Source organism: Clostridium sp. J1101437_171009_A5, from assembly GCF_015547905.1.
Taxonomy (GTDB): domain Bacteria; phylum Bacillota; class Clostridia; order Oscillospirales; family Oscillospiraceae; genus Pseudoflavonifractor_A; species Pseudoflavonifractor_A gallinarum.
The window spans coordinates 78,965-95,114 of the sequence record NZ_JADMVY010000010.1 but is presented as its reverse complement, the minus strand read 5'-3'; the positions used below and the strand labels follow the sequence as shown (position 1 = coordinate 95,114).

The 16,150-nt window shown below is 60.6% G+C and carries 13 protein-coding genes; 3 read left to right on the top strand and 10 right to left on the bottom strand.

The annotated features are described in order from the left end of the window. Both I2C21_RS13310 and pyk read left to right on the top strand, forming a co-directional pair. Nucleotides 1-1,215: an alginate O-acetyltransferase AlgX-related protein gene (locus I2C21_RS13310; protein ID WP_195279474.1), complete on the top strand. Its 1,215-nt coding sequence runs from the start codon at nucleotides 1-3 to the stop codon at nucleotides 1,213-1,215. Nucleotides 1,216-1,395: 180 nt separating this feature from the next. Next, nucleotides 1,396-2,814, top strand: a complete 1,419-nt coding sequence (gene pyk / locus I2C21_RS13305; RefSeq protein WP_235964306.1) for a pyruvate kinase — start codon at nucleotides 1,396-1,398, stop codon at nucleotides 2,812-2,814. Between the two features lie 202 nt (nucleotides 2,815-3,016). Here pyk and I2C21_RS13300 read toward each other — a convergent pair whose 3' ends face one another. The 7 genes from I2C21_RS13300 to trxB all read right to left on the bottom strand — a co-directional run bounded on the left by I2C21_RS13300 (nucleotide 3,017) and on the right by trxB (nucleotide 11,054). After that, nucleotides 3,017-4,171 carry a YibE/F family protein gene (locus tag I2C21_RS13300; RefSeq protein ID WP_193538272.1) on the bottom strand — a complete coding sequence of 385 codons (1,155 nt, stop codon included), beginning with the start codon at nucleotides 4,169-4,171 and terminating at the stop codon, nucleotides 3,017-3,019. Nucleotides 4,172-4,259: 88 nt separating this feature from the next. After that, nucleotides 4,260-6,119 (bottom strand): purple acid phosphatase family protein, encoded by a 1,860-nt coding sequence (locus tag I2C21_RS13295; protein WP_193538270.1) that lies wholly within the window; start codon nucleotides 6,117-6,119, stop codon nucleotides 4,260-4,262. Between the two features lie 220 nt (nucleotides 6,120-6,339). Next, nucleotides 6,340-7,497 (bottom strand): glycine/sarcosine/betaine reductase complex component C subunit alpha, encoded by a 1,158-nt coding sequence (grdD, locus tag I2C21_RS13290; RefSeq protein WP_101691492.1) that lies wholly within the window; start codon nucleotides 7,495-7,497, stop codon nucleotides 6,340-6,342. A 13-nt stretch (nucleotides 7,498-7,510) separates the two neighbouring features. Then, the gene (gene grdC, locus I2C21_RS13285) at nucleotides 7,511-9,049 is read right to left on the bottom strand and encodes a glycine/sarcosine/betaine reductase complex component C subunit beta (RefSeq protein ID WP_195279473.1); all 1,539 of its coding nucleotides are present in this window, start codon (nucleotides 9,047-9,049) and stop codon (nucleotides 7,511-7,513) included. A 167-nt stretch (nucleotides 9,050-9,216) separates the two neighbouring features. After that, nucleotides 9,217-9,687: a glycine/sarcosine/betaine reductase complex selenoprotein A gene (gene grdA / locus I2C21_RS13280; RefSeq protein ID WP_101691494.1), complete on the bottom strand. Its 471-nt coding sequence runs from the start codon at nucleotides 9,685-9,687 to the stop codon at nucleotides 9,217-9,219. A gap of 63 nt (nucleotides 9,688-9,750) precedes the next feature. Continuing rightward, on the bottom strand, nucleotides 9,751-10,068 hold the full coding sequence (gene trxA / locus I2C21_RS13275) for a thioredoxin TrxA (RefSeq protein ID WP_101691495.1): 318 nt from the start codon (nucleotides 10,066-10,068) through the stop codon (nucleotides 9,751-9,753). Nucleotides 10,069-10,118: 50 nt separating this feature from the next. Next, entirely contained in the window at nucleotides 10,119-11,054 is a 936-nt protein-coding gene (trxB, locus tag I2C21_RS13270) for a thioredoxin-disulfide reductase (protein WP_101691496.1), read from the bottom strand. 411 nt (nucleotides 11,055-11,465) lie between these two features. Here trxB and I2C21_RS13265 point away from each other — a divergent pair, with 411 nt between their 5' ends. Continuing rightward, nucleotides 11,466-12,119: a TetR/AcrR family transcriptional regulator gene (locus tag I2C21_RS13265; protein ID WP_101691497.1), complete on the top strand. Its 654-nt coding sequence runs from the start codon at nucleotides 11,466-11,468 to the stop codon at nucleotides 12,117-12,119. A 72-nt stretch (nucleotides 12,120-12,191) separates the two neighbouring features. Here I2C21_RS13265 and lepB read toward each other — a convergent pair whose 3' ends face one another. Genes lepB through I2C21_RS13250 form a run of 3 tightly spaced genes read right to left on the bottom strand, consistent with a single transcriptional unit; the run spans nucleotide 12,192 to nucleotide 16,149 of the window. Continuing rightward, nucleotides 12,192-12,800: a signal peptidase I gene (gene lepB / locus I2C21_RS13260; RefSeq protein ID WP_286167299.1), complete on the bottom strand. Its 609-nt coding sequence runs from the start codon at nucleotides 12,798-12,800 to the stop codon at nucleotides 12,192-12,194. Continuing rightward, the gene (locus I2C21_RS13255) at nucleotides 12,797-15,058 is read right to left on the bottom strand and encodes an ATP-binding protein (protein ID WP_186963979.1); all 2,262 of its coding nucleotides are present in this window, start codon (nucleotides 15,056-15,058) and stop codon (nucleotides 12,797-12,799) included. Before I2C21_RS13255 ends, lepB begins: the two co-directional genes overlap by 4 nt. Next, nucleotides 15,055-16,149, bottom strand: coding sequence for a metallophosphoesterase family protein (locus I2C21_RS13250; RefSeq protein WP_193538267.1), 1,095 nt, complete (start codon nucleotides 16,147-16,149; stop codon nucleotides 15,055-15,057). The genes I2C21_RS13255 and I2C21_RS13250 overlap by 4 nt, the downstream gene beginning before the upstream one ends. Between the last annotated feature and the right edge of the window lies 1 nt (nucleotide 16,150).

The window sequence follows — 16,150 nt, the reverse complement described above, 5'->3', positions numbered from 1 at the left end:
ATGAAACACCGGAAAGAGACCATCACTGCCGTCCTCTTCTTTCTCCTGCTGGCCATGGGACTGTGCTACATTGCCTTTCTCTTTCTCTCCGGCCAGAGCTCCCTGCGCGAGGAATTGGGCAAACTCCGCCGGGACCCGGGCTATGTGCTGGAATTTGTGGAACAGGCCGAGTCCGCCCTCAATGAGGACCTGGACCAAAGCCACGGCTTTATCCAGCTCTACGGCGGCTTTCAGCGTCTGTCCGGACGGCGGATGCTGGAGGATGTGAACCAGGCGGCCCGGGTGGTCCGGCTCTCCAACGGAACGCTGAATTTCTCCTATCCGGATGCTCAGCCGCTGGATGTCTCTCCCCAAATCCAGGCTGTCAATGACCTCCACGATGTCCTGGCACAGTGGGACATCCCTCTCCTCTATGTGGCCGCCCCTCAGAAGATCCAGGACGGACAGGAGGAGGCGCTCCTGCCCCCCGGTATCTACGATTACGCCAACGACAACGCCGACCGCCTGCTCGCCGGTCTCCAGGCCCATGGCACGGATACCTGGGACCTGCGCCCGCTCTTTGCACAGCAGGAGGACTATGCCTCCCTCTTCTTCCGCACCGATCACCACTGGAAGCCCGAGGGCGCCTTCCTGGCCTGGCAGGAGCTGACCGGCATTCTCGCTCAGGACTACGGCATCCATACCCCGAGCGAGTACACCGACCCCGCCAATTATGAAACTAGGGTCTATGAGGATTACTTTTTAGGCAGCCAGGGAAAGCGAACCGGCACACTTTACGCGGGTACCGACGATATTACGGAATATATCCCGCGCTTTGAGACAAACTTTACCTATGCCTCTCCCTCCTTCGCCCAGGAACGGACCGGCACTTTTTCCCAGTCCCTCCTGTTCCCCGAGCGCGTGGCGGAGCGGGACTGGTTTGGCGGCAATCCCTACACCCTCTACTCCGGCGGGGATTACGGCATCGCCACTATGACCAACCACCTCAACCCGGACGGAAAGAAGATCGTTTTGCTGCGGGAGTCCTTCTCCTGCGCCCTGGCCCCCTTCCTGGCCCTCTCCTGTTCGGAGCTGACCACCATTGATCTGCGCTATTTTGACGGGGATCTGCTGGATACGCTGCGTGAAATCGACCCAGATCTGGTCCTGACCCTCTACTGCGTGAGCTCTATCAGCAACCAAGATCTCTTCACATTTCAGCAAGGAGAAACTTAAGGAACATTTTCCCTCTCTTTTGTCACGCCGTGGGGAGTATTCTGCGTCCGCCCCCCGTTTCTTGTGATTTTTGACGCTTCTCACGCGCGCGTATTCTAAGGTATAATCAAGATAAGCAAGAATAGATAGACTGTTTTTTTGGAATTGAACTGCCATTTACATGGTTTGGAGGTAACTGCTTTGAGAAAGACCAAAGTGATCTGCACCCTCGGCCCCGCCGTTTCCAACGCGGAGATGATCCGCAAGCTGATCGAGACCGGCATGAATGCCGCCCGGTTCAACTTCTCCCACGGCACCCACGAGAGCCACCTGGCCCAGCTGAATATGCTCAAGCATGTCCGGGACGAGATGTGCGTCCCCGTGGCCACCATTCTGGACACCAAGGGCCCTGAGATCCGCATCAAGAGCTTTGAGCAGTATCCCGTGCAGCTGGAGCGCGGCCAGACCTTTACCCTTACCACCGATGAGATCGTGGGCAATGCCGAGCGTGTCTCTGTCACCTACACCAACCTGCACAACGAAGTGGGCCCCGGCTGCCGCATTCTGGTGGACGACGGCCTCATCGAGCTGCTGGTGGAGAAGGTGGAGGGCCACGACATCGTCTGCACCGTGGAAAACGGCGGCCCGCTGTCCAACAACAAGAGCATCAACATCCCCAATGTGAGCATCCTGCTCCCCTCTCTCACCGAAAAGGACAAGTCCGACCTGAAGTTCGCCGCTGAGAACGACTTTGACTTTGTGGCCGCCTCCTTTGTGCGGAAGGCCAGCGACGTGGAGGACATCCGTGCCTGCCTGAAGGAGTACGGCGGCGAGCACGTGCGCATCATCTCCAAGATCGAGAACCGGGAGGGCGTGGACAACCTGGAGGAGATCATTGCGGCCTCCGACGGCATCATGGTGGCCCGCGGCGACCTGGGCGTGGAGATCCCCGCCCACGAGGTGCCCATCCTCCAGAAGAAGATGATCAAGGCCACCATCCGCCAGGGCAAGCCCGTCATCACTGCCACCCAGATGCTGGATTCCATGATCCGCAATCCCCGTCCCACCCGCGCCGAGGTCTCCGACGTGGCCAACGCCGTGTTTGACGGCACCTCCTGCGTGATGCTCTCCGGTGAGACCGCCTCCGGTAAATACCCCGTGGAGGCCCTCCAGACCATGATCGACACCGTCACCGCTGCCGAGGGCTCCATCAACTACTGGAACCGCTTCCGTCAGCGCCACGTGCTCACCGGCATTCAGGGCATCAACGACGCCATCACCCACTCCTGCTGCCTGACCGCCATGGATCTGGACGCCACTGCCATCCTGACCCCCACCCAGTCCGGCCATACCGCCCGGGTGATCTCCCGCTACCGTCCGGCCTGCCCCATCCTGGCCATGTGCCCCAATGAGCGCACCCGCCGCCAGCTGGCCATCTCCTGGGGCGTGCACTCCTACCTGACCGGCGACGTGGACTCCACCGACCGCCTCTTCTCCATGGCCGTGGAAGTGGCCGTGAAGGAGGACGCCGTGCAGAAGGGCGACACCGTGGTCATCACCGCCGGCGTGCCCATCGGCAAGAGCGGCTCCACCAACCTGATCAAGGCCCAGACCGTCTAAACATCCATCACCTCTGCCGGTTCGGCAGCGGTTGGATCAGGCCCGTATTATAAGCTGAATATAAATAAAATCCCTTAAGGGGACCCAGGCGATTGCATTCTTTCCCGGGTCCTTCTTAAGGGATTTTTTAATGTTACCGCCTTTTCTGCTGCCAAAATATATCCCCCACCCAGCATGGGAGGGGGATATAATCAGATCTGTTTTACGGCTGCTCCGTTCCGCGCTTTTTTTCTCTCCAGGTATAGAGGAGAACTGCCAGGCACACCGTCACTGGTACGCTCAGTACGATGCCAAAGCTGCCAGAAAGGCCCTGCATGATAGCGATTCCAATGTTGTTGGAGTTTATGATTTGCTGATAGGGCAGATCATAGGCATAGTCCAGCAGCAGCATCGAAACGCTGCCGCCTGCAAAGGCCAAAATCAACGTGTTGGAGTCCGTGCCCATCATATCCCGCCCCACATGCATCCCAGCCTTAAAAAGTGCCCGTTTAGACAGGGAGGGATTTTGTTGATGGATCTCGGAAATCGCGCTGGCAATGGACATAGCCACATCCATTACCGCCCCCAAACTGGAAATGAGAAGCCCCGAGAAGAGGAGCCCTCCCACTTGAATGCCGTTCACATTCCAGAGGGTAAGGAGACTCTCAATGTCGGACACGTTCCAGCCGCTGATGCCGCTGGCCCAGCTGAAGCATGTGGCCGCCACCCCTGCGATGACCACCCCGGCTACCGTACCACCGGTGGCGACCAGTGTTTTTTTGGTGGGTCCTCCGATCAGATACATGGTCACCACGGTGGTCACCACACACAGCCCCACCGACACCCAGAAGGGGGAATACCCTCTGTACACCAGGGGCAAGTAGAAAAAGAGGATACACAAAAAGGTGAAAATCAACCCCAGAGCGCCCTTAAGGCCCTGTTTCCCGCCAACCAGCACCAGCACCACCAGATAGAGGGCGGCAAAGAGGTACAGGACCCCCTCGCGATCCTGGCTGTACACGCTGGTAATGGTGGACTCCCCTGCCACACTCTGCAGGACCACCACTTTCATACCTACAGTGCAGCCCGCGCCGAAGAGATAGCCGGAAGAACTGGTTGTCTCCAGCTCCTGTCCAGCCCGGACGCCGGTCGTCATGCGCACCATCACCCGCTGTTCGCCCACCCGGCTGCCGTCAGGCATGAGATTATCCTGGAGAATCTGGGTGACTACACCCTTCTCAAAGGTCTGACCCTCCCGGGAGACCAGCGGCACTTTGTCTACCCGGTTGATCGATACAACAAAAGCCACAAAGACTGCCAAAAGGAGAAGTGGCACGCCCCAGCGGAGCAGGAAGTGGGAAAAGGTTCTCTGTTTCATGGCAAAACTCCGTTCTTGTAGCACAGCGGCCTCTGCGCACCAGGCGCGGAGGCCGCTGTCTGTCGGTTGATTCAGGGCTTGGCGTTTTTTACAGGTTTACACCCAGAGTCGCCAGGAAGGACGCAGACACGTAGTAGTTGCCCTCGGCCAGCACGGCGTTGGTGGAGACAGTCTTGCCGTCCACCGTGATATTCAGCGCAGAAGCAGCGCCGGAAGCGGGGGTCCCGGTGGGCACAGCGCCGGTGTAGGCCTTACCGGTATTGACGACCACGCCGTTGTCCCACTGTACATCAAACTGGTTGTCGGTGCCGGAAACGGAGGCAGCCACGTCGCGCAGGCGGTAGTAGGTCTCTCCCTCCACATCCAGAGTGGCGGCGGACACACCGTCCGCAGTCTTGCGGATGGTGAAGGTATCGTCGATCTTCTCTGTCTTGCCGTCGTCGGTGATCTGGTAAGTATCGATGGTGAAGGTGTCCTCACTCAGGGAAATGACGGAATAGCTGGGCAGCCAGTTCTGGCTGCGCTCGGCCACATAGTCCTGCTGGGAGGCAATGAGCTCATAGAACTTCGAGCCAGAGGCCGAGTTCGCGGTCATGTAGAGGATTCCCTTGGGGTTCGTCACGGTGTTGCCGCTGGTGCTCTCAATGGTATAGCAACCGTTGTCGGCCTGGAAGGCATCGTGAGCGGCGGTACCGGTGGTGTCACCCTCCTCGGGGTACAGAGGGATCTTCTCGTCAGTCTGGGTGTTGTAGGCGTTGTCCCAATCGTAGTCGGTGCCCTCGTCGTTCAGACGGAACTCATAAGTGCCGTGGGTCTGACCGTCACCGTAGAGCATCTTGGTACGGCTGTAGGTATGGTCATGGCCCTGGAGCACCACGTCGATGTCGTACTCATCGAAGATGGGGGTCAGCTGGGTGCGCAGGATCATGCCATCCGTGTCGGAGTGATCCAGGCCGGAGCCATAGATGTCCTGGTGGATGGTCACGATGCGCCACTTGGCATCAGGGTTAGAGGCGATCGCCTCCTGGATGGCCTTCTCGTGCTCGGCCACGTTGTAGTTATTGGTGTTGAGGACGATGAACAGACCCGCACCATAAGAATAGTAGTAGTCGCCGCCGGCCTGCGTCTTGCCATACTCCGTGGTGTTGGGGTTATTGAAATGGTACATATAGTCGGCGTTCAGAGAATCATGGTTGCCGATGGTGGTCGCCACAGGCAGGCTGGCCAGAGCGCTGGCGCTCAGGTAGCCAGCATATTCCTCCTCCTTGGCCTTACCGGTCTTGTTGACCTGGTCGCCGGCGGAGATGATGAAGTTGAGGTCAGGGTTCTGGGCAGTGGCAATATCCAGGGTACGGTCCCAGGCAAAGCTGTCATTGCGGGCCGCCAAATTACCCGCACCGGAGTCGGCAGTGAGCGTCACATCTCCCTGGGTCTGACCCTTGGAGGCGCCCACCTGGGGATCGCCCACATAGAGAATCTTCAAGGTGGAGAAGTCCTGGGTCTGATAGGTAACCACGTCGGACTGGACGCCATTGCGCTCCACGGTGTAGTAATAGGTGCTGTTGGCCTGAAGCCCGGTGACGGTGACATGGTTGTACTGGTAGGCCACGCCGTCGGTGAGCGCGGTGTCCACCGCATCCGCCGTACCGGTAAAGGTCTTCAGATTCTCCTTGTCGGTGCCAAAGTGGACCACGGGAGTGGCGGCTTTGCCGTCCTCCACCTTGCTGTACCAGGCGAAGTTCAGCTCGGTCTCATCGGCGCCGGGGGTCAGGGAGACCTTGGTGTAATCGGTGGCGACGGCGTCCCACTGGGCGACCCATGCGTTCCAGGCCTCGCTGCCGCCGGTCACGCTGGAGTCATTGTAGGGAGAGGCCAGGGCCAGAGGGGCCGCCCCCATCAGAAGAGAGCCGGTCAGGACGCCGGCCAGGACCTTTTTGCTCATATTCATGTCCAGATTACTTCCTTCTTTTCTCAAGTATACAGCTTATTTTGCAACTGCAATTGGCAGTATAGCACCCCATTTTCACCTTTTCAAGAATAGTTTCAGAATCTTTTCACGTATTTTACACAGTTTTTTCATTTCTTAGAAACAAAAACCGACCCCTAGGCATTTACGCCCAGGGGTCGGTTGGAATCCCTCAATCTGTGAATAAACTATGCAATTAAATTCAGGACACGAAGCCGGCGGCCTTGAGGATCTCCACGGCGCGGTCCTTGTTGGCCTCGGACACGCGGACGATGGGACCAGTGCAACCCATGCCGTCCTCGGCGTAGATCTTCTCCTTCCACAGAGCCTTCACAGCATCCTCCAGGTCCATGACCTCGATGCCGGGGATCTGGGCGGTGACGATCTCCTTGGGAGGAGCCACAACGTCCTCCGCGGGAGCGGCGGACTTGTTGGCAGCGGCCTTGCGCTCAGCCAGGAGCTTCTCCAGGCCGGCCTTCTCGGCGGCGGCGAACTCGGCGGCAGCCACCTCGAACACCTTGCCCCGCACCAGCTGGGCGGCGTAGTTGATGGCGCCGGCGATCACGGGAGCGCCGGAGGCACGGGAGATAATCATGACCAGACGGTCATAGCCCTTGCCGATGCCGGGGCCGTAGCCGTAGCCCACGGCCTCGTAGCTGCCGCCGGTGCAGGCGGAGGAGAGCATCTTGGAGAGGATGTTGCCGGTGAGGGAGTCGGTGACCATCACGTCGGCGGAACCCATGAGCACGTCGTTGCCGCGCATCACGCAGCCGCCATCAGCACGGGCAGACTCGGCAAAGGTGATGGGGTAGCCGTTTTCCTTCAGGGTCTTGAGGGCACCCTCGGTCTGACGGGCGCCGTCCACGTTCAGGATACCCACGGTGGGGTCAGCCACGCCGCAGGCCTTGGCAGCGATGATGCCGTAGATGGCATTCTTGATCATGCCCTCGATCCGGTCGGTGGAGGAGGTGCCGGTGGTGTTGGCGATGAACATCTCATGGCCCTTGCCGGGGGTGACGGCGCGGCCCACGGTGGACACACCGATGGGGAAGGGATAGTGCATGGTCACAGCGCCGTCCACGGCGCCGGTCTCCAGCAGCTCTTCCATCTTCTTGTGGGCCTCGTCCTCGTCGGCCACGGGAACGGTGGTGACCTCAGGATGGGTGATGGTTCCGATGAAATACACATCGGCGCCGGCGCGGGCGGCCTTGACGGCGCCCTCCATCACGGTCTCTTCGCCGTGCTCACTGCCCATGGCGGTGACGGCGATCTTGGGCTTGGCGCCGAACGTGCCGGTCTCCAGGCCCTCGGCGATGGCCAGGAAGGTGTCGGCAATCAGCTTTTTCGTCTTGTCAGCCATTGCGTCTCCCTCCTTACTCGTCGTCCACAGCCAGAGTGGCGGCGAACTGACGGAAGGACTCGGCGATGAGCTTCTTCACCTTCTCGGTGGATACGCCGCCCTCTTCCACTTCACCGCTGTTCTTGCGGATGACGAAGGACACGCCGTCGAAGAGGTTGGTCATGCGGCCCAGGAACAGGGAGCCCTTGCCGATGATCATGGCGGTGTTCAGCTCGCCGGCGAGCATCTCGTCGCGGGCGGGGCCGATGAAGGGCACGCCGGAGGGGATGTGGCCCTGGGTGGGAGCCCAGCCCACCAGACCGTGCTTGGTCAGGAACTCGGGCATGGCCTTCTTGTCCAGGTCGCCGTTCTTGACCGCCAGAGCGGCGATCATCTTGTAGTTGGCCAGAGGCACATCACCGGCGCCGGCGGGCTTGGTGATGTCGGGGTTCTGCATCTCGGGGGAGTACTTGTCGATGTCGGTGATCTTCAGACCGGCGCGGGCCAGAGGATCGGCCACCAGAGAGCCGATGACGGCCTGAGGAGCGGAACCGGTGCCCACGGTGTGGCGGCCCAGGATGGACAGGTCGATCTCGGGGTTCACGCCGTCGTTCTGGGAGATGACCACGGCGAAGCCGCCCAGCATGTCCTCCAGGATGGGCAGGCCCTTCTTGACGTGGTCCTTACCGTTCATGCCCAGCTTAGCGGTGCAGCCGCCAGCGGTGACGATAACGGTCTTGTAGGTGCCGGCCTTGACCAGAGAGGCGGCCTCCACAATGGCGTGAGCAGGACCGGCACAGAAGCCGCGGGTATCGGAACCGGTGGCGTTGGGCAGGCCGGCGATCTCAGCAGCCGCCTTTGCGAAGTTGCCGCCGCCGCGCTGGTTCATGTCGCCGCAGGCCTCCTCACAGCAGTCGATGACGTACTCGACCTCGGACTTGTCGATGCCGGCGTTCTTCACGGCATGCAGCAGAGCCAGCACGCTGGAGGCCTTGGACACCAGGTTCTCGTGCATGACATGGGCGGACAGGTTCACGTCGATGTCGTGGGCGCGCTTAACACAGCCCACCAGCTTGTTGTTGTGGTACAGGCCCTCAGCGTGCTCCTCGTTCACCAGGTGCTCGATCTCGCTGATCTCCACGCCCTCGTTCAGGCGGCCCACCATCTCCTCGTCAAAGAGGGGATGCTCGGCGATGGCAGCCTTGTGCTCGGCCACAAAAGCCTTCTCCAGCTTGACCACGTCAAAGCAGTCACAGATCTGCATCAGCAGCAGGAACTCGGCCTGGGGCATGATCTCGCCGTACTTGCCGTGGCGATCGGTAACGGGGCACTTCATGTCCACCCAGGAGGTGCCCTGCTCAGCCAGCTGAGCGGGGGTCACATTGCCGATATAGGTCTGGTTGGGCCAGTAGGCCAGCACATCCTGGAAGCTGCGCAGGTGGCTGGGCAGCTCCTTGAGGTACTCGCTCTCAGGATTGACCACGCGCTCGGTGGTCTGGGTGGTGCCGTTGTGGATCACCATGTCGGGAGTATGAACCAGGATATAGCCGGTTCCCTTGACAACACTGTTCATGTGAATAACCGCCTTTCCATCTATGGCTGTAATAATGCGCATCGTTTCGCGCGGGGATACGTCGTTTGCGTTTCGGGATGAGAGATACCCGGAAACTGCCGGAATAACGACAAAAGTGGTGACAGGGCGCGCCGCGTCCTACCACCACTTTTGTGTTCACAGCGCAATTAGTACTTGCAGTACTGATCACGGATGGACTTCATCTCATTGATGATCTCATCCACGTCCAGAACCATTTCCATCATGCTGACCTGCTCATCGTATACGGCGGGATCAACTTCATCTTTGATCTCGGGCTCGCACACATGATAAACCTTGAGTCCCAACGAGACTCCAGTCAACGGACCGGCGAAAGTGGGGTCGCCTGCGGTGACGGTCTCAGCCGCCAGACCGGAGGCCTCCGCCTCGGAAGCGCCCAGAATAACGATAACGTTCTCGGGGCCGAATTCCTCGGAGAAGTCCTTAACCCGCTTCTGATTCTCCAGATCCATTGCACCAGCGCTGGTTCACACAAAGCACTCGGTGGAGCTGAACACGACCTCAGCACCGGCGGTCTTCACGCACTCGGCGATGGCAGGACCGGGGATACCGTCGCGGTCACCAATGATGATGGCCTTCTTGCCTTCCAGCATTCCCATGGTGTTTCTCTCCTTCCTTTGTAGATTTATAGCAAGGGCGGATGCCCATACTACACAAGAAAATTAGATGTTGGCCTCGACCATGGCCTTGACAGCCTCGGGAGTAGCCTCTTCCTTCACGCAGGAAGCGATCTGAGCGCCGTTCTCGTAGATGGCGATCACGGGCAGACCCAGCACCTTCTGGGCAATGGCCAGACGGCGGGCCTTGGTGGTGTTCAGGGCGCAGAACTTGATCTTGTCGCCATACTGCTCGGCCAGCTCATGCACGTGGGGCATCAGAGCCTGGCAGGGCACGCAGCCGTCGCCGTAAAAGTCAACGAGGACCTTGCCCTCGGCCTTCAGCACTTCTTCCTCGAAGGTTTCCTTAGTCAGTTCCAGCATGGTAATATACCCCTTTCATTGTTCGGTGCGGCGGCTGCCGCGCCGTTCATTTACTCGTTGATGAACTTCTCAGCCTGCATGGCGGCGATAGCGCCGTCCGCAGCGGCGGTGACCACCTGGCGCAGGCTCTTGACACGGATGTCGCCGGCGGCGAAGACGCCGGGGATGTTGGTGTGCATGTTGTCGTCGGTCTTGATGTAGCCGTTCTCCATCTCCAGGATGCCGTCAAACAGCTTGGAGTTGGGGTTGTAGCCGATGAAGCCGAACACACCGAACAGGCCGTCCTCGGGATCGGCCTCGATGGTGGTGAGCTCGCCGGTCTTGACGTTCTTCACGACCATCTTGCTCAGCAGCTCGTCGCCGTCCACGGACTGCACCACGGTGTCCCACAGGAAGTGGAGCTTGGGATTGGCAAAGGCCTTCTCCTGGATGCTCTTGGCGGCACGCAGCTCGTCGCGGCGATGGATGATGGTGACCTTGCGGGCAAACTTGGTCAGGTACATGGCCTCTTCCACGGCAGAGTCGCCGCCGCCCACCACGAAGACCTCAAAGTCCTCAAAGAAGGCAGCGTCACAGGTGGCGCAGAAGGAGATGCCCTTACCGATAAACTTGGCCTCGTTCTCACAGCCGATGGGCTTGGGGAACGCGCCGGTGGCCACGATGACGGCCTTGGCACGATACTCATTCTTGGCGCTCTTGAGGACCTTCACATCGCCCTCCAGCTCCACGCTGAGAATGGTGTCGTTGGCGCGCTCAGCGCCGAACTTCTTGGCCTGCTCGGTCATACGGGCGATCAGGCTGGGGCCGCTCTCACCCTCGACCATCTGGCCGGGATAGTTCTCAATCTCATCGGTGATGGCGATCTGACCGCCATCCTTGCCCTTCTCAATAATGAGAGTGCTCAGACGGCTGCGACCGGCGTACAGACCGGCGGCCAGGCCGGCGGGGCCGGCACCCAGAACGATCACGTCATAAATCTTATCCATGGTATGATGCCTCCTACAAACTTCCATTTTGGATCCTGCGGGACATAAACGTGTGTGGACGGCGCACAAGAAGGCATCACTCTACTTAAGTAAAATGCCTAAAAATGTTTCTTTCCCCATCACGCATTTTATTGAAACGATCAATTCTTTCAGCGTGATTTTATAATGCTTTTTCAAGAAAGTCAAGAGCTATTTTTTTGCCCCCAATGGCAAAAACCCCTTTTAAATCGCGGTTATTAAAAAAATAAATGAATAATCATCTTGATTATATTTGATTGGCGCGGTATAATGAATTGGAAAGTGCTCCGCTCTCCGGAATCATACTTATAAGTTCATTTTCTATCCCATCAAGGCAGAACGATACCATGCGCAATTTTGTGCGCCACTGGTGAACTTTAAGGAGGCATTATCATGGCAAGACCCCCTTACCGGGCCGAACAGCGCAATCAAATTTTCGCCTGTTTTATCAATGCGGCCAGCGAGTTAATGGAAAATGAGGGTATGGAATCCCTCACCCTGCGCCGGGTAGCCAAGCGGGCGGGCTACAACAGCGCCACGCTCTACAACTACTTCAAGGACCTGGACCATCTGACGGTCTACGCCTCAATGAAATATTTTGAGGATTACAACCGGAACCTGGCCCGCTATCTGGCCGACGAGCAGGATGCCTTCCAGCGTTTTCTGTTCATGTGGCGCTTCTTCTGCGCCTCGGCATTCCGCCATCCCCACGCCTATTATAACCTCTTTTATGGAAAGTACAGCGGAGAGCTCACCGAAATCATCCACGCCTATTACGAGGTCTTCCCGGAGGAGTTGGGCGAACTGGATGACAGCGTGCTGGAGATGCTCACCTGCGGCTCTCTGGTGGAGCGCAACTGGCAGATGCTCCAGCCCGTTCTGGAGGGGGCCTCCCTCTCGCTGGAGGAGCGGGAGTCCATGAATGAGATCATTCTCTACTGCTTCAAGGAGCTGCTCACCCAGAAGATCCAGATGGGAGACGCCCTGGATAACCAGACCCTGATTGAGCGGCAGCTCAGCTACATCCATGTGATCCTCCGTCGCTGATGTTGCTGATTCTGTCCGTATGCGCCAAGATGCGCCCGCCGGCCAAGGCCGACAGGCGCATCTTTTCGATTTCTATTCCAATAGACCGAAGTCGGACAGGGGCAGCACCACCGCGATGACCCGCCCCAGAACATACCGCTCATCCACTACGCCCAGCAGCTCATTGCGGCTGTCATCGGAGTGATTGCGGTTGTCCCCCATCACAAAAATACTCCCCTCGGGGACCGTGACCTCTGTGATGGTGCGCAGGGATCCCTCCGGCGGGCGCTCCATCGCCTCATTGAGATAGGGCTCCTCCAGGGTCTCCCCGTCCACTGTGACCGTACCGGCATCGTAGTCGATGGCTACATGCTGTCCGCCCACCGCAATGACCCGTTTGACAATGGGACCGTTGACCTTCCCAAAGGGCTTTGTCAGCACCACCACATCGTGCTGCCGGGGCTGATAGCCGATACTCTGGAGCAGGACCATATCTCCGTCCCGGAGGGTGGGCTCCATGGAGCTGCCGTCCACGCCCACGACCCGGCCCACAAAGGTAAAGACCAAAATCAGGGCAATGAGCGCCATGACCAGCGCCTGGAGCCAGAAATACAGGTCCAGCCGAAGTGCCTGACCATTGGTCAGCCCCTCCTCCTGGCCAGCCTGGTTCATCATGGCCTCCCCTCCTTCTGCGCCGTTCATACCAGATTACTCCCTTCGCCCCGCGAAGACAAGGGAATATGCTGGACGTCGTAGGCGTCGGAGAGATAATTTCCCTCCCGGCTGTGGCAGGTAAAGAGAAGGATCTGCCGCTCTCTGCCCAGAGAGCGGAGCACATCCAGGGCCAGCTTCATCCGCCCGTCATCAAAGTTGGCCAGCGCGTCGTCCAGCACCAGGGGCGCGGCATTGGCATCGGGCAGCGCCAGCTCACACACCGCCAGGCGTACCGCCAGGTAGAGCTGATCGGCCGTTCCCCGGGAGAGGGAGAGCACCCGCCGGGGCAGCATCCCATCCCGCTCCTCCGCCATGGCCTCAAATTCCCGGGTGAGGGTCACCCGGTCATAGCGGCCGCCGGTCAGGCGTTCCATCAGCTCCCCGGCGCGCTCGTTGAGGGCGGGGGCAAAGCGCGCCTGCATGGAGCGGTTGGCCTCCTCCAGTCCCTCCAGGGCCAGAGTGATGGCCTCATACTCCTGCCGGCGCAGGGCCAGCGTCTCCTGGGCCCGCTCCAGATCTGCCTGGGTCTGGGCAGGATCGCCCAGGGTCTTGAGCTCTCCCTGGGCCATGGCCAGCACGCTGTTGAGCCGCCCGATCTCGCCCTCCACCGCGCTCAGCCGCACGGCGGTATAGGTGCCGTCATATCGGGGCTCCACATCGGGGACCGCTTCCGGGACCTCCTGGGGAGCGGGCAGGCGCTGGACCAATTTTTCCGCCCCTTCCCGCCGGATGGCCGCCTGTTCCAGCTTCTCCTGGAGGAAGAGGGCCTTGGAGATGGCCGCCGAGAGGGTAAAGGCATCCTTCGCCCCAGGCGCAAATCCCTGCACCAGCGGCAGGACCTGGGCCCGCAGGCGCTCCCGCTCATTTTTCAGATCAATGAGCGTCTGCTCGGCATTCTGCCGCTCCCGCTCCGCCTCATGGGCGCTCTCCCACCCGGCACGGTATTCCCGCGCCAGGGCCAGGATTTCCTCCGAATCCTCCACGCCGTACCAGGTGAGGATCTCTTCCCGCTCCTCCTGGATGGTGGCAGCCTGCCGCTTGAGCCGGACATTCTGGACCAGCAGAATGATCCCCCCCACGAGCAGCAGCGCCGTGCCCAGGAAAGCAAAGGGGGTCAGCAATACCCCTGCGGCAGCCGTTGCAAGGGCTCCGGCCAGCAGCAGAAGCCCCGCAGCAAGGGTTCCCCCGGAGGCCGGCTCCTCCAGATCCACCTCGTCGGCGTCCAGATTGGCTTTGTCCCATGCCTCCTGGGGCGACATCCCCGCAAAGAGGGGGTCGGAGGCCTCCTGCCGGGCCTGATTGGCGGCCTGGATGGCCGCCTCATAGTCCCGCTCGGCCTGCTTGAGCTTCTGCTCCACATTGCGCAGCAGGTTGAGCTCCTCCTGGGTCCGGCGCAGGACCTCCCGGTCGGGGGTCATTCCGTCCCTGCGCAATTCCGCGCGGTACTTCTCCTCCTCGGCACGGGCCTGAGAGAGCTCTGACTGGGCCTGCTCCCAGGCAGTACGTTTCTTTTGCTCCGCCGCCGCCTTGTGATAGGCCAACTCCACCGCCAGGGTGTCCCGCTCCCGCCGGAGCCCGTCCAGACTCAGCAGGGCCTCCTCCGCGGTGCGATGGGCCTTGGACTGCCGCCCGGCGGCCTCGTTCAACTCTGTGATGGTCTGCTCCAGCTCGGGGATCCAGCCGGTCTTGTTGTGCTTGCGCCGGTTGAGCCAGTCCTTGAGCTTCCGCTCCACCTGGGCCCCCGACACATCCTCCTCTCCCGAGGAGACCAGCGCGGAGATGCGCTTTTCCAGCGCCGGAGAGCCGTCCACCGCAGTGGCTCCCTGTCCCACAAAGGCCGAGCGCTCAAAGACCTCCCGGGGCGCCCCGATGAGGGTCTCTCCCACATTTTCCGCCGTCAGCTCGGGAATGGGCTCCCCCGTCCGGGTGTCCACCGCCTCAAACTTGCCGAAGGGCACCGTGCGGTTCTGGCTGCGCAGAAGAGTGATGAGACGCCCGTTCCACTCGATCTCCATACGCCCCTCCATGGCCGAGCCATTCCAGGGCTGATAGCGGTTTTTCTCGGCGATGAAGCCCTGCCGGTCCCGCTCCTTGGTGGGGATACCGTAGAGCATGGCCCGGATAAAGGCCGACCAGGTGGATTTTCCCGCCTCATTGGGGGCCTGGATCAGGTTGAGCCCCTCTCCCAGCTCCAGCGTCTCGTTCTGAAGCCGCCCAAAGGTGGCTGTCATTCGTTTGATCTTCATTGCGGCTCCTCCCGATTCTCCAGTGCGGCCAGGCCAAAGCGGGCTGCCCGCTCCACAGCGGCCCGGGCCTCCTCGTCATGGGCCTCCTCCAGCCGGCGGCGCATGGCGCGCAGGAAGAGCCCGGTCAGGGTATCCTCCTCTGCCCGGGCCCACAGGTCCTGGCGCATCCGGGTCTTGTCCCGGACGGAAACACTGTAATAGTGGGGGCGGGCCAGGGCCCCCAGCTTCTCCAGGTCCAGCCCCTCCATGCCCCGCTCTCCGGTGAGGAGGATGCGGCAGAAGTCCGGGCTCTCCCCCTCCGGAAGGGCCTCCCGCAGGGCCTCCTCCGGCATCCGGGCGGTCACATCCACCTCCCGGATCAGATAGCGCCGGGAACATAGCGGCACAAAATCCATCTGTACATTCCCCTGCTCCACGCTGCCGCAGAGGACACCCTTGTCTCCCAGCTCGTCAAAACCCCGTCCCTCCGGACAGCCGGGATAGGCCCAGACGGTGGCTCCGGCGCGGCGGGGACCGATCCGGGCATGGATGTGCCCCAGCGCGGCATAGTCCAGCCCGCTCCCGGCCAGATCCTCCTCGGTAATGGGGCCGTAGGTACTGTTGGGTGTGCCGTCGGCGTGGAGGACCAGCAGGTGGATCTTCCCGTCCTCCGGCGCATGGAATCCCTCCAGCACCCGGTCACTACGGTGCGCCCCGGTAAAGGCCGCACCGTAGACCGTACATCCCAGTTCCGGGAGCTCCACGGTCTCCAGGTGCGGCTCGGTGAAGATATGGACATTCTCCGGCCATTCCAGCGCCGCGTAGGGGGAGCGGGCCGACCAGAAATCGTGGTTGCCGGGGGCAATGAATACCTGTCCCCGGATGGAGCCCAGGGCCTTCTCCAGGGCCTCCAGGGTCTCCCCGTAGATCTCCGCTCCGTCAAAGAGATCCCCCGACAGGAGGACCAGATCGGCTCCCTCCCGGTTGGCCAGATCGGCCAGGCGGAAGAGCAACTCCCGCTGCTCCGCCCGGCGGCCCGCCGCCTTCTCCGGCGGCAGCGCGTGGAAAGGGGCGTCCAGGTGGAAATCCGCCCCGTGGATCACTTTCAGCATG